The 13,827-nt window shown below is 67.6% G+C and carries 11 protein-coding genes; 3 read left to right on the forward strand and 8 right to left on the reverse strand.

Annotation, left to right across the window (positions count from 1 at the left end; all coding sequences use genetic code 11):
* The first annotated feature begins 214 nt into the window (after positions 1 to 214).
* Complete coding sequence (locus C8261_RS14205; protein ID WP_107494394.1) at positions 215 to 1,774, forward strand: AAA family ATPase; 1,560 nt, start codon at positions 215 to 217, stop codon at positions 1,772 to 1,774.
* 21 nt (positions 1,775 to 1,795) lie between these two features.
* On the opposite strand, the gene dnaB is transcribed toward C8261_RS14205, so the two are convergent.
* The 8 genes from dnaB to C8261_RS14245 all read right to left on the reverse strand — a co-directional run bounded on the left by dnaB (position 1,796) and on the right by C8261_RS14245 (position 10,612).
* Positions 1,796 to 3,202: a replicative DNA helicase gene (dnaB, locus tag C8261_RS14210; protein ID WP_107494395.1), complete on the reverse strand. Its 1,407-nt coding sequence runs from the start codon at positions 3,200 to 3,202 to the stop codon at positions 1,796 to 1,798.
* A gap of 121 nt (positions 3,203 to 3,323) precedes the next feature.
* The gene (gene rplI, locus C8261_RS14215; protein WP_107494396.1) at positions 3,324 to 3,776 is read right to left on the reverse strand and encodes a 50S ribosomal protein L9; all 453 of its coding nucleotides are present in this window, start codon (positions 3,774 to 3,776) and stop codon (positions 3,324 to 3,326) included.
* Between the two features lie 15 nt (positions 3,777 to 3,791).
* Entirely contained in the window at positions 3,792 to 4,064 is a 273-nt protein-coding gene (gene rpsR, locus C8261_RS14220; RefSeq protein WP_107494397.1) for a 30S ribosomal protein S18, read from the reverse strand.
* A gap of 2 nt (positions 4,065 to 4,066) precedes the next feature.
* Positions 4,067 to 4,381 (reverse strand): primosomal replication protein N, encoded by a 315-nt coding sequence (gene priB, locus C8261_RS14225; protein WP_107494398.1) that lies wholly within the window; start codon positions 4,379 to 4,381, stop codon positions 4,067 to 4,069.
* A 1-nt stretch (position 4,382) separates the two neighbouring features.
* On the reverse strand, positions 4,383 to 4,772 hold the full coding sequence (gene rpsF / locus C8261_RS14230) for a 30S ribosomal protein S6 (RefSeq protein ID WP_107494399.1): 390 nt from the start codon (positions 4,770 to 4,772) through the stop codon (positions 4,383 to 4,385).
* Positions 4,773 to 4,895: 123 nt separating this feature from the next.
* Complete coding sequence (gene hrpA, locus C8261_RS14235) at positions 4,896 to 9,041, reverse strand: ATP-dependent RNA helicase HrpA (RefSeq protein WP_107494400.1); 4,146 nt, start codon at positions 9,039 to 9,041, stop codon at positions 4,896 to 4,898.
* 24 nt (positions 9,042 to 9,065) lie between these two features.
* Complete coding sequence (gene crcB, locus C8261_RS14240) at positions 9,066 to 9,449, reverse strand: fluoride efflux transporter CrcB (RefSeq protein WP_107494492.1); 384 nt, start codon at positions 9,447 to 9,449, stop codon at positions 9,066 to 9,068.
* 8 nt (positions 9,450 to 9,457) lie between these two features.
* Positions 9,458 to 10,612, reverse strand: a complete 1,155-nt coding sequence (locus C8261_RS14245) for a mechanosensitive ion channel family protein (protein WP_107494401.1) — start codon at positions 10,610 to 10,612, stop codon at positions 9,458 to 9,460.
* A gap of 127 nt (positions 10,613 to 10,739) precedes the next feature.
* Here C8261_RS14245 and C8261_RS14250 point away from each other — a divergent pair, with 127 nt between their 5' ends.
* Complete coding sequence (locus tag C8261_RS14250) at positions 10,740 to 11,993, forward strand: cation:proton antiporter domain-containing protein (RefSeq protein ID WP_107494402.1); 1,254 nt, start codon at positions 10,740 to 10,742, stop codon at positions 11,991 to 11,993.
* Positions 11,994 to 12,088: 95 nt separating this feature from the next.
* Positions 12,089 to 13,813 (forward strand): glutamine--tRNA ligase/YqeY domain fusion protein, encoded by a 1,725-nt coding sequence (locus C8261_RS14255; RefSeq protein ID WP_107494403.1) that lies wholly within the window; start codon positions 12,089 to 12,091, stop codon positions 13,811 to 13,813.
* The last annotated feature ends 14 nt before the right edge of the window (positions 13,814 to 13,827 follow it).

Here is a 13,827-nt window from a genome sequence, read left to right on the forward strand (position 1 = left end):
AACCGCAAAACCGCTGAAAGTACCGCCCTTCGCCGCTCCGAGCCCGTTTCCGGACTTGCCGGAAAACACCGCTCGGCGCTGAAGAGGGGCGAATTATAGACACTCGATCAGGGGTGTCAACAGGGAACGCGAAGAACTTTATCCGCCACCTTCGCGACAGGCGCGCGCGGGATCGACGATAATCCTTCCGTCATCCATCACGAACTGCCGCACCATGAACGATCAACGCGACCTTGCCGCCCTGCTGCGCTCCCGCACGCCGATCATCGTCATTGAAACCATGGAAGAGCTGCGTGCGTTGCGTCTCCTGGAGCAGCTCGGCAACAGTCTGGACATTCCCCTCTACCGCTGGTCCGCGGCAAGCGGACTGGTGCATGCGAACTTCCGCTACGGTCCGCGCGACAGCGGCCGCCAGGAAGGGCGTGGCTTCGGCATTGTCGGCGACTATCCGCGCAACCAGGGCAGCGCCGGCAGCGAGCGGCGGGAGCATGCGGTGGAGGACACCCGCAAGCTCGGCCAGGCCCTCGACTTCATCGACAAGCGCGGACAGAAGGGCATCTACGTGCTGCTCGACATCCATCCCTATATGGAGGATCCGGTGGTGCTGCGCCTGCTGCGCGAGATCGCCCTCGACCATGCCATCGACGGGCGGACCCTGGTACTGATCAGCGCCCGCCTCGAACTGCCCACCAAGCTCGCCCGCCACGCCGCCAGCGTGCGCCTGTCCTTGCCCGACGAAGCGCGCATCCGTGCGCTGATGGAAGAGGAGTTCGCCCTCTATGCGCGCCAGGGCAAACCGGCACGCCGCGATGGCGCCGTCGAGGACGCCATGGTGCGTTACGTCAGCGGCCTGTGCGAGGAGGACGTGCGTCATCTGCTGCGCCAGTCCATCCACGACGACGGCGCCCTCACCCGGGAGGACCTGGCGCGCGCCGCACGTTACAAGGAGACCGCCCTGCCCGGCCTGAGCCTGGAAAGCGTGGTCGACACCCCCGACGCCATCGGCGGCCTGCTGCGCCTGCGGCGCTGGCTGGCGCAGCGCCGGCCGATCTTTCTCGGCGAGGTCGAGCGCCCGGGTCTGCCGCCCCCCCGCGGGGTGCTGATCATGGGTGTACAGGGCACCGGCAAGAGCCTCACCGCCAAGGCTACCGCTGCTTCATGGGGGCTGCCGTTGCTGCGTCTGGACATCGGCGCGCTGTACGACAAGTTCCAGGGCGAGACCGAGCGCAAGTTGCGCGAAGCGCTGCAGGGCGCGGAGAACATGCAGCCGCTGGTGCTGTGGATCGACGAGATCGAGAAGGCCGTAGCCACCGACGACAACGACGGCGGGGTGTCGCGGCGTGTGCTCGGCACCCTGCTGACCTGGCTGGCGGAGCGCCGTGCGCGCATCTTCATCGTCGCCACGGCCAACGACGTGCAGGCGCTGCCGCCGGAACTGGTGCGCAAGGGGCGCTTCGACGAGCTGTTCTTTGTCGATCTGCCCGATGCGCCGGCGCGTGACACCATCTTCCGCATCCACCTCGGCCGCCATCGCCTCAACCCGGCGAACTACGCCCTTGCCGAACTGGTTGCCGCCAGCGCGGGCTTCTCCGGTGCCGAGATCGAGCAGGCCGTGGTGGCGGCGCTTTACGAAGCGCTGCCGGACGGGCGCGAGCCTGACAGCGCGACGCTGCTCGCCGAGATCAGGCGCACGCGTCCCCTGTCGGTGGTGATGGAGGAGAAAATCGCCGCCCTGCGCGCCTGGGCCGCCGAGCGCTGTGTGATGGCCGACTGAGGGCGCGATCGCGGCTCGCCCTCAGTAGCCCCCGGGGGCGCCGCCGGCGTAGTTCTCGAAGCGCGTGCTTTCGCCGATGAAGGTCATCCGCACCGTGCCGGTCGGGCCGTTACGGTGCTTGCCGATGATCAGTTCCGCGGTGCCCTTGTCGGGCGAATCGGGGTTATAGACCTCGTCGCGGTAGATGAACATGATGATGTCGGCGTCCTGTTCGATGGCGCCCGATTCACGCAGGTCGGACATCACCGGGCGCTTGTTGGGGCGCTGCTCGAGACTGCGGTTGAGCTGCGACAGGGCGATGATCGGCACGTGCAGCTCCTTGGCGAGCGACTTCACCGAGCGCGAGATCTCCGACAGTTCGGCGGCACGGTTGTCACCGTCGCGCGTGCTGCTCATCAGCTGCAGGTAGTCGATGACGATCAGGCCGAGCTTGCCGCACTGGCGCGCCAGGCGGCGGCAGCGCGCGCGCAGGTCGATGGGATTCAGGCCTGGCGTCTCGTCGATGTAGATCGGCGCCTCGTAGAGCTTGCCCATCGCCGCGGTGAGGCGCTGCCAATCCTCATCGCCGAGGCGCCCCGAGCGGATCTTGCTCTGGTCGATGCGGCCGATCGAGGAGATGAAACGGGTGGCCAGCTGGGTGCCGGGCATTTCCATCGAGAAGATTGCCACCGGCAGACGGCACTCGACGGCGATATGCTCGGCAACGTTGAGCGCAAAGGTAGTCTTGCCCATTGCCGGACGGCCGGCAACGACGATCATGTCGGAGGGCTGCAACCCGGAGGTCATGCCGTCGAGGTCCACCAGGCCGGTCGGCACGCCGGTGACGTCGCTGGGGTTGTCGCGGTCGTACAGTTCCTGGACGCGGTCGACCACCTGCTTGAGGATGGGCTGGATGGAGACGAAGCCGCTGCTGTGGCGCGCGCCGGCCTCGGCAATCTCGAACACCTTGGCCTCGGCCTCGTCGAGCAGGATCTTGGCATCCTTGCCGGAGGGCGCGAGCGCGCTGGCGGCAATATCGTCGCCGACGGCGACCAGCTTGCGCAGGATGCTGCGCTCGCGGACGATCTCCGCGTAGCGGCGGATGTTCGCCGCCGACGGTGTGTTGTTGGCGATCTCCGCCAGGTAGGCCAGGCCACCGGCCTGCTCCGCCTCGCCGCTCTTTTCCAGCGACTCGAACACCGTCACCACGTCGGCAGGCTTGCCGAGGTCGATGAGGCGGGCGATGTGGCGGTAGATGCGCCGGTGGTCGTCGCGGTAGAAGTCGACCTCGCCGACCAGGTCGGCAATACGTTCCCAGGCCGCGTTGTCGAGCAGGATGCCGCCGATCAGCGACTGTTCGGCCTCCAGCGAATGGGGCGGCAGCTTGAGGGCGCTCATCTGCGGATCGGCGCCGCCATCTGGGAATCTGCTGCGTGCGGAAGTGGCCATGGGGGGTGTGCTGAAACTGCGACGAAGGTGGGATTCTACCCGTGCGGAGCGACGCGCGCTGCGCCCCAAAGACAAGGGGCTGCCGAAGCAGCCCCCTGGGACAGACGAAGCAGGCTTGCGCTTACTGCTGGTCGCCGAGCACCGAGACGGTGATGGTAGCCAGCACGTCGGCGTGCAGGGACACTTCGAGCTGCACGTCGCCGACCTGCTTGAGGGCGCCGTCGGGCATGCGGATGGCGGAGCGGTCGATGTCGTAACCGAGGGCCACCAGGCCTTCGGCGACGTCGGCGTTGTTCACCGAGCCGAACAGGCGGCCGTCCATGCCGGCCTTGCGGGTCACCTGGACGGTGACGCCTTCGAGCTTGCCGGCCAGTTCCTGGGCGGCAGCCAGCTTCTCGGCCTGTGCGCGCTCCAGCTCGGCGCGACGGGCTTCGAACTCGGCCATGTTGGAGGCGGTGGCACGCTTGGCCTTGCCTTGCGGGATCAGGTAGTTGCGGGCGTAACCGTCCTTGACCTTGACCACGTCACCGAGGCCACCGAGGTTCACGACCTTTTCGAGAAGAATGATCTGCATGTTTCCGTTCTCCTCTTACTGGTGCAGGTCGGTGTACGGCAGCAGGGCCAGGAAGCGCGCGCGCTTGACGGCCACGGAGAGCTGACGCTGATAGCCGGCCTTGGTGCCGGTGATGCGCGCCGGCATGATCTTGGCGTTCTCGGTGATGAAGTCCTTGAGGATGTCCACATCCTTGTAGTCGACTTCTTCGATCTTCTCCGCGGTGAAGCGGCAGAACTTGCGACGCTTGAACAGACCGCGACCGCGGTCGTCCTTCTTCTTGAACTTGGATTTGGGCTTGAAAGCCATTTTCAGTTTCCTTCCAGAAATTCGATCTTGTTCAGGTGCAGCACCGGCGCCCTGCTGCGCAGACTCTTCGCTGCGAGAAAGCCGCTGGCCCGCAATTTCACGCCTGGAGCCGCCACCGCCAGCACATTGGCCAGCTCGCCGACTGCCACCGCCTGCAACTCCACCGCAACCTCACGCTTCACGGCAGCTTCGATCTGTTGCGACTGGTGCGCCAGCAGGCAATTCACCACTGGCACCCCGGCGGGGGTTCGACGCAGCGGCTGAAGTTCGGCCAGCACGACGTCGATGCGGACTTGGTTGAGCTCCGGCTCAGACACCTCAGGCAGATTCGGTTTCGCTCGCCGGTGCTTCCTCGCCGGCAGCGGCGGGAGCGGTCAGCGAACGCGACTTCTCTTCCTTCATCATCGGCGACGGGGTGGTGACGGCCTTCTTCATCTTGACGACGAGGTGGCGCAGCACGGCATCGTTGAACTTGAAGGCGTGCTCCAGCTCAGCCAGGGCTTCGCCGTCGCATTCGATGTTCATGAGCACGTAGTGGGCCTTGTGCACCTTCTGGATCGGGTAGGCCATCTGGCGGCGGCCCCAGTCTTCCAGGCGGTGGATCTGGCCTTCGCGGGCGGTGACGATCGCCTTGTAGCGGTCGATCATCGCCGGCACCTGCTCGGACTGGTCCGGGTGGACGATGAAAACAACTTCGTAGTGTCGCATGTAGACTCCTTGCGGTTGATTGCAGCCCCCCGGCATGCGATGACCGGTGGGGCAAGGGAAAGCCGGGCAGCGTAGCAGAAACAGGCACGCCCATCAATGGTTTTGTCAAGCCCTGCGGCAGGGTCAGCGCGGGCGCGCATCCCAGATCTTCTGCAGGCGCTTCACCGATACCGGCATCGGTGTCTTCAGCTCCTGGGCGAAGAGGCCGACGCGCAACTCTTCGAGCAACCAGCGGAATTCCTCGAGCTGCGGGTCGTCCACCCCGGCGCGGCGCTTGGCAGTGCACTCGCGCTCCCACTGCTGGGCGAGTGCGCGCCACTCGGCGAGAAGTTGCGCGTCACGCGCGGGGTTGTTGCGCAGCTTGTCGAGACGGCTCGCCGCCCCTTTCAGATAGCGGGGAAACTGTGCCAGGCGCTCCCATGGATAGGCGAGCAGGAAATCCTTCGGCATCAGGGCGCCGACCTGGACCTGGATGTCGGCCACCGCCTCCGGGAAGGTCTTCAGCCCTGCAAGGCGCTTCTGCAGCGCGCCGTGCTCGGCCACCAGCTGGCCGGCCAGACGCATGAACTCCTGCGCCACCAGGGCGATGCGCGGCTTGGCTTCGGCGCAGCGACGCGCAAAGGCTTCGGCGTCCACCGGCAGCGGCTCAAGCAGGCAGCAGCGGCGCAGCGTGGCGGCGACCAGGCGGGCCTTGAGCTCGGTCTCCGAACCGAAGCTCATCATCTGCAGCGCCAGCTCGCGGATGCCCGGCAGCTTCTCGATGGCGCGCACCTGGTCCTTCAGGTTGAGGGCGAAGAGGCGCGCCAGCCCGGCGCGGTGGACGCGTGCGGCCTCTTCCGGGGTGTCGTAGGGACGCAGCGAGACGCTCTCGCCGTCGTCGTGCAGGGCGGGGAAGCCGATCACCTCACGCCCCGCCACACGCACTTCGAGCAGTTCCGGCAGCGCCCCGAAGGTCCATGCGGTGAAGCCGCTCAGCCCGCCTTCGGCATCCGCAGGTGCAGTGACCGCGGGCGGCGCGACCTTCTTCGCCCCCGCTGCGACCGGCACCTCGGTGGCTGGCGCAGCCACACCCTCGATGCGCGCGGCGCGGAACTGGCTGGCGACCTGCTCGCGGAACTTGGCCCGCAGTTCCGCGAGGTTGCGCGACTGGCCGAGCACCCGGCCGTGCTCGTCGACCAGGCGGAAGTTCATGAAGCAGTGCGGCTTGAGGTTCTCGGCGCGGAAGCTCTCGGCCGGCAGCTTGAGCGACACGCGTTCCTCGACGAAGCGCTGCAGGGCGCGCAGCAGCGGCTCGTCGACGTCCAGCTCGCCGGCCTCGAACCGCGCCATGAAGGCCGCTGCGCTGTCGGCGATCGGCTGCAGGCGGTGGCGGTGCTTCTGCGGCACGGTGCGCAGCAGCGCGGCGACCTTCTCTTCCAGCAGGCCGGGCACCAGCCATTCACAGCGCGCCGCGGGAATCTGGTTGAGCATGGCGAGCGGCACGGTCAGCGTGACGCCGTCGTCGGCCTCGCCTGGCGCGTGCAGGTAGGCCAGCCGGAGCGTCTGGCCGAGCACCTCGAAGTGGGCCGGGAAGCGCTCGGTGGTGATGCCCTCGGCCTCGTGGCGCATCAGCTGCTCGCGCGACAGATGCAGGATCTTCGGCTCCGCCTTCTCGGCCTGCTTGCGCCAGCGCTCGAAGCTGGCCAGGTCGACCAGCTCGGGCGGCAGCTTGGCGTCGTAGAAGGCGTGGATCAGTTCCTCGTCCACCAGTACGTCGGGGCGGCGACTCTTGTGTTCCAGACGCTCGATCTCGGCGACCAGCTTGAGGTTGTGGCGCAGGAAGGGCATGGCGCGCGCCGCCCCCTCGGCAATTTCGCCCTGCACCAGGCCTTCGCGGATGAACAGTTCGCGGCACAGCGCCGGGTCGGTGTCGCGGTAGGACACCCCGCGCCGCGCATAGAGCACCAGGCCATGCACCGTGCCTCGCTCCCAGGCGCGCACCGCGCCGCTGCTCTTCGACCAGTGCGGCTCGAAGACGTGGCGGCGCAGCAGATGGGCGCCGACCTCCTCCACCCATTCCGGCTCGATGCGCGCCAGGCAGCGGCCAAACAGGCGCGTGGTATCGACCAGCTCGGCCGCCATGATCCACTTGCCCGCCTTCTTCGCCAGCGCCGAACCCGGGTGCGGCCAGAAGCGGATGCCGCGCGCGCCCAGGTAGCTGCCGGCCTGCGGCCCGGAGGCGTCTTCGGCGCGACAGCCGATGTGACCGAGCAGGCCGGCGAGCAGCGCCTTGTGCAGGGGTTCGTAGGCGATCGGGCGCGGTTCGGCGCCGGCCTCGCCCGCTGCGGCCTTGGCGCCGCGCGACGGCGGTACGGCCTCGGCGGCGGTCTCCGGATGCCAGCCGTGCTCGGCGCACAGGGCATGGAGCTGGGTGTGCACATCGCGCCATTCGCGCATGCGCAACCAGGACAGGTAGTGCTTCTTGCACCAGGCCTTCTGCTTGCTGCTGCTCTCGTGGCGCAGCACCTCGCTCCAGGCGCGCCACAGATGGATGTACCAGAGGAATTCGGAGCGCTGGTCCTGCTCGCCGCCGCGAAAGCGCGCATGCGCCTGATCGGCCGCGCCGGGACTGTCCTGCGGGCGTTCGCGCGGGTCCTGCACCGACAACGCGGCGGCCACCACCAGCATTTCGGCCAGGCAGCCGCGCTCGCGCGCGGCGAGGATCATGCGTCCGACCTTGGGGTCGAGCGGCAGCTTGGCCAGTTCGCGCCCCACCGCGGTGAGCTCGCGCGCGTCGTCGTCGCTGACCGCGCCCAGTTCGGTGAGCAACTGGTAGCCGTCGCCGATCATGCGCGGCGAGGGCGGATCGATGAAGGGGAAATCCTCCACCGCGCCGAGCTTCAAGGCCTTCATGCGCAGGATCACGCCGGCCAGCGAGGAGCGCAGGATCTCCGGGTCGGTGTGTGGTGGGCGGCGCTCGAAATCTTCCTCGTCATAGAGGCGGAAGCAGATGCCGTCCATCACCCGGCCGCAGCGTCCGGCGCGCTGGCGCGCGGCGGACTGGGCGACCTTCTCGATCTGCAGCTGCTCGACCTTGTTGCGGTAGCTGTAGCGCTTGACCCGCGCCAGGCCGGTATCGACCACGTAGCGGATGCCGGGCACGGTGAGCGAGGTTTCCGCCACGTTGGTGGCCAGCACCACGCGCCGCCCCTTGGAGCCGGCGAACACCCGCGCCTGCTCCTGCGCCGACTGGCGGGCGAACAGCGGCAGGATCTCGGTGCCGGCGGCGTGATGCGCATGGCGCAGGGCTTCGGCGGCCTCGCGGATCTCGCGCTCGCCGGGCAGGAAGACCAGCACGTCGCCGGGGCCGCTCAGCTGCGCCTCGTCCACCGCGTCGACCAGGGCTTCGTAGAGGTCGCGCTTCTTCGCGTCGCGTCGCGCGGGGGAGTTGGTATTGGCGTTGGCGCTGTCGCCGTCGTCCTCGGCGACCGGGCGGTAGCGCATCTCGATCGGGTAGAGGCGGCCGGAAACCTCGATCACCGGCGCCGGCTGACCGGCGGCATCGGCGAAGTGGCGGGCGAAGCGCTCGGCATCCAGCGTGGCCGAGGTGACGATCACCTTCAGGTCCGGGCGGCGCGGCAGCAGGGTGCGCAGGTAGCCAAGCAGGAAGTCGATGTTGAGGCTGCGCTCGTGGGCCTCGTCGATGATCAGCGTGTCGTAGGCCGACAGCCAGGGATCGCCCTGGGTTTCCGCGAGCAGGATGCCGTCGGTCATCAGCTTGATGCTCGACGCCGGGCTGAGGCGGTCGGTGAAGCGGATCTTGTAGCCCACCGCCTGGCCGAGCTCGCTCTTCAGCTCCTGGGCGATGCGTGCCGCGGTGCTGCGCGCGGCGATGCGGCGCGGCTGGGTGTGGCCGATCAGGCCGTGCACGCCACGCCCCAGCGCCAGGCAGATCTTGGGCAGCTGGGTGGTCTTGCCGGAGCCGGTCTCGCCGCACACGATGATCACCTGGTGCGCGGCGATCGCCGCGGCGATTTCCTCGCGGCGCTGGTTGACCGGCAGATCGGCGGGGAAGTCGGGCACCGGCAGGGCGGCGCGGCGCGCAGCCACCGCGGCGCGCGAGCGTTCCAGCAGCGCCTCCAGGTCGGCCTGCAGCTTCGCCCGCTTGTCGCCGGTGGCACGGTGCAACGCACGCGCCAGGCCGATCAGGCGGCCGCGGTCGGCGGCCAGGCAGTCATCGGTGTTCAACGCGGCGCGCGGCGCGGCCTGCGGGGACGAGGAAGAGGTCATCGATACGGCGGAACGCGATGCGGATCAGCTGCGCAAGGCATTGAACAAGGTATAGCCGGCCCAGGTCATCAGCAGCGCACCGGCCACATGGGCGAGCAGGTGGCCGGCGAACCAGCCCCACTCACCACGCTGGACGAGGTGAAAGGCCTCGGCGGAGAAGGTCGAAAAGGTGGTCAGCCCGCCCAGCACGCCGGTGGTCATCAAGAGCTTCAGTGCCGGACTCATTGCCGGCCAGGCCTGGATCACCGCCAGCACCACGCCCATCAGGAAACCGCCCAACAGGTTGGCCACCAGCGTGCCGAGAGGCAGCAGCGGGAACAGACCATTGAGCAGCAGGCCCAGCCCCCAGCGCAGCCAGGCGCCGCAGGCTGCGCCGATGCCCACCGCGGCAAAGGCGGCAAAACCCAGATGGGCACTCATGCCGCACTCGCGGGCGCCGCAGCGGCGGCAAGCGCCGCCTCCGCGGCCGGCCCGTCGACATGCACACCTTCGGGCAGGTGCAGGGTGCGGGTCGGGAAGGCAATCTCGGCGCCATGTGCGGCAACGATGTCGGCAATCTTCAACATCACGTCCTGCTTGATCTCGTGGAACAGCACCCAGGCGGTGGTCTTGGTGAAGGTGTACACCATGATGTCGAGCGAGGACGCGCCGAACTTGTTCAAGTTCACAATCATGGTCTGGCTCTGGTCGATATCGGGGTGCTCACGCAGCATGGCCTTGATGCCGGCGGCGATAGCCTCCACCCGATCCAGATCGTCATAGCGCACGCCCACGGTCTCGAAGATGCGCCGGTTGGTCATGCGCGAGGGGTTCTCCACGGTGATCTGGGTAAACACCGCGTTGGGCACGTAGAGCGGGCGCTTGTCGAAGGTACGGATACGAGTGAGACGCCAGCCGATCTCCTCCACCGTACCCTCGATCTCCTTGTCCGGCGAGCGCACCCAGTCGCCCACCGCGAAGGGACGATCCAGATACACCATCAGCCCGCCAAAGAAGTTGGCCAGCAGGTCCTTGGCCGCGAAACCCACCGCGATGCCGCCGATGCCTCCGAAGGCGAGCACGCCGGAAATCGAAAAACCCAGACTCTGCAAGCCGACCAGGGTGGCGGTGATCAGCACCGACACGCGCAACAGCTTGCCGATGGCGTCCACCGTGGTGCGGTCCACCGGTTCGCCACGCGCCACGCGCTGCTGCACGATGCTGTCCTGCACGTTACGGATGAACTGGATGAGGAACCAGGTGATGCAGGCGATCACCCCGACCGTGCGCGCCGGACCAACCGCCTCGAAGATCGCCGCATCGGTCTCGGTGTGCACGATCTGCGCGGCAAAGGCAATGCCTATGATCCACGCCAGCACGGTGAGCGGCTTGCGCGCCGCCGACACCAGGGCGTTGTCCCACGGCGTGGCGGTATGCAGGGTGCGCTCTTCCAGTTTCGCCAGCGCGCGGCGCAGGAAGAAATTGGCCACCACCACCGCCAGCACCACCAGGAAGATCTGCGTGATCAGCATCAGGGTGGCATCGCCCCCGGTGATCTCGGCGATGAACTTGTCTACCGTGCTTTCGTCCATGTGTCTGCGAACCGTCAAACGTGCGGCAAAGTGCGCATTCTACCGGACCCCCTCCGGAACCGCCGTCGCGATGGTGTAGCATGGCCCACCGCCTATCCGGCACGGACGCCTTCCGGACCCAGGACGCATGGCCCTGACCTTCTTCTCCCTCGGACTGATCGTCTTTCTCGCCTACCTGTTCCGGGCGCTGTTCGATCGCACGCGCATACCCGACGTGCTGCTGCTGATGCTGCTCGGCATCCTCATCGGCCCGGTGCTGGGTTGGGCGGAGGGCGACGACTTCGGCAAGGCCGGGCCGGTGCTGGCCACCCTGGCGCTGATCGTGATCCTGCTGGAGAGCGGCACCTCGCTGCACCTGACCACGCTACGGCGCTCGCTGTCCAGCACGCTGGGGCTCACCCTGGCATCCTTCTTCGGCACCATGGCGGTGGTCGCCGCCATCGGCCACCTGCTCTTCGGCCTGCCGCTGCTGCTCGCGCTGGTGCTGGGCGGCACGCTGGGCGGCACCTCGTCCGCGGTGGTGATCCCCATGGTGCAGGGCCTGCGCATGAGTGAGCGCAGTTCCACCGTGCTGGTAATGGAGTCCGCGCTCACCGACGTGCTGTGCATCGTCGCGGTATATGCGCTGCTCGACGCCAAGCGCTACGGCGAGCTGGCGCTCGGGCCGATGAGCTTCGGCATCGCCCAGTCGCTGGGGCTGGCGGTGCTCGCCGGGCTGGCCGGCGGGGTGTGCTGGCTGCTCATCCTGCGCGCCGTGCGGCGCATCCCCGCGAGCCTGTTCGCCTCCATCGCCTTTGCGATGATCCTCTACGGCGCCGCCGAACACCTGCAGATCTCCGGTGCCATCACCGTGCTGGCCTTCGGCATCACCCTCACCAACCGCTCGCGCCTCGGCCTGGCGCGGCTGGGCAAGCTGCCGGCGCTGTCCGGCGCCGATCTGGGTTACTTCCGCGAATGGGTGTTCCTGCTCAAGGTGTTCTTCTTCATCTATCTCGGCCTGGCGCTGGAGTTTACCGACTGGCGCCTGTTTGCCATCGCCGGCGCGCTGGTGCTGGGCATCTACCTGCTGCGCCTGCTGCTGATCAACTTCGTAGCCGACCGCAACACGCCGCGCAGCGAAGGGCCGGTGATGGCGGTGATGGCGCCGAAGGGGCTCGCCGCCGCGGTACTGGCGGGGGTGCCGCTGCAGTACGGCATCGAGGAAGGCATGCTGATGCAGGACTTCAGCTTCGTCGTGGTGTTCGTCAGCATCACCCTGACCGCATTGCTCATCCCGTTGCTGAGCCTGCCGGCGGTGCGACGGCCGTGGGAACTGCCGCTGCGCAGGCTGACGCCCGACAGCACACCGGCAAGCGACGGCACGCCGGGCGAGACACGCTGAAGCCGTATTGAGCCCGCGGCCCGCCCGCCGGGCTTGGGCTACAATTGCGCGCTATTCACGCCGGATGCGGCGTGGCAACCTCCTCCGAACAGCACATGAACCCCAATACGCCCAAGGACGCCGCCCCCGCGGCCGCCAGCAACTTCATCCGCAACATCGTCGAAGAAGACATGCGCAGCGGCAAATGGAACGGCCGCGTGGAAACGCGCTTCCCGCCCGAACCGAACGGCTACCTGCACTACGGCCACGCCAAGTCGATCTGCCTGAACTTCGGCCTCGCCGAACAGTACGGCGGCGTCTGCCACCTGCGCTTCGACGACACCAACCCGGAGAAGGAAGAGCAGGAGTACGTCGATTCCATCGTCGAGGCGGTGCAGTGGCTGGGCTACGACTGGGGCCAGCACCTGTATTTCGCCTCGGACTACTTCGAGCGCATGTACGAGTACGCCGAATACCTCATCCGCGCCGGCAAGGCCTACGTCGATTCGCTCTCCGCCGAAGAGATGCGCGCCTACCGCGGCACGCTCACCGAAGCGGGCAAGGACAGTCCCTTCCGTACCCGCAGCGTGGACGAGAACCTCGACCTCTTCCGCCGCATGCGCGACGGCGAGTTTCCCGACGGCACGCACATCCTGCGCGCCCGGATCGACATGGCCAGCCCCAACATCAACCTGCGCGATCCGGCCATCTACCGCATCCGCAAGGTGGCGCATCACCGCGCCGGCGACAAGTGGTGCGTGTACCCGATGTACACCTTCGCGCACCCGATCGAAGACGCCATCGAGAACATCACCCACTCCATCTGCACGCTGGAGTTCGAGGACCAGCGCCCGTTCTACGACTGGCTGCTCGACGCGCTCGCCGAAGGCGGCCACTTCGCCCGCCCGCTGCCGCAGCAGATCGAGTTCGCGCGCCTTAACCTGACCTACGTGGTGCTCTCCAAGCGCAAGCTGATCCAGCTCGTCGATGAAGGCCATGTCGCCGGCTGGGACGACCCGCGCCTGCCCACGCTGATCGGTGCACGCCGCCGCGGCTACACGCCGGAAGGCTTCCGCCGCTTCGCCGAGCGCATCGGGGTGTCGAAAGCCGATTCGTGGATCGACATCAGCGTGCTCGAAGAGTGCATGCGCGAGCACCTCAACGAAGCGGCCGAACGCCGCGTCGCCGTGCTCGACCCCTTGAAGCTGATCATCACCAACTACCCGGAAGGCGAGAGCGAGCTCTGCCAGGCGCCCAACCATCCGCTGAAGCCGGAACTCGGCAAGCGCGACATGCCCTTCACCCGCGAACTGTGGATCGAGCGCGAGGACTTCATGGAAGCGCCGGTCAAGGGCTACCACCGCCTCTACCCGGGCAACATGGCGCGCCTGCGCTACGGCTTCGTCATCCAGTGCACCGGCTGCGAGAAGGATGCCGACGGCAACATCACCGCGGTGCTCGCCGAGTACATGCCGGACTCCAGGTCCGGCACGCCGGGCGCCGACAACTACAAGGTCAAGGGCAACCTGCACTGGGTCTCGGCCGCGCACGGCTACCAGGCCGAAGTGCGGCTCTACGACCGCCTCTTCGCCCACCCCAATCCCGGCGCGCGCCGCGAGGGTGATGCGGAAGGGCTGGAGCGCAGCTTCCTCGACGACATCAACCCGGACTCGATGCGCGTCATCCAGGCCTGGCTGGAGCCCGCGCTCAAGCATGCCCGGGCGGAGGAGCGCTTCCAGTTCGAGCGCCACGGCTACTTCGTCGCCGACCGCCGCGATTCGCGCGACGGCGCACCGGTGTTCAACCGCACGGTGACCCTCAAGGACACCTGGAAGAAGTAGGTCGACAGCCCGCC

Origin of the sequence: Pseudothauera lacus, assembly GCF_003034845.1 — a bacterium.
Taxonomy (GTDB): domain Bacteria; phylum Pseudomonadota; class Gammaproteobacteria; order Burkholderiales; family Rhodocyclaceae; genus Pseudothauera; species Pseudothauera lacus.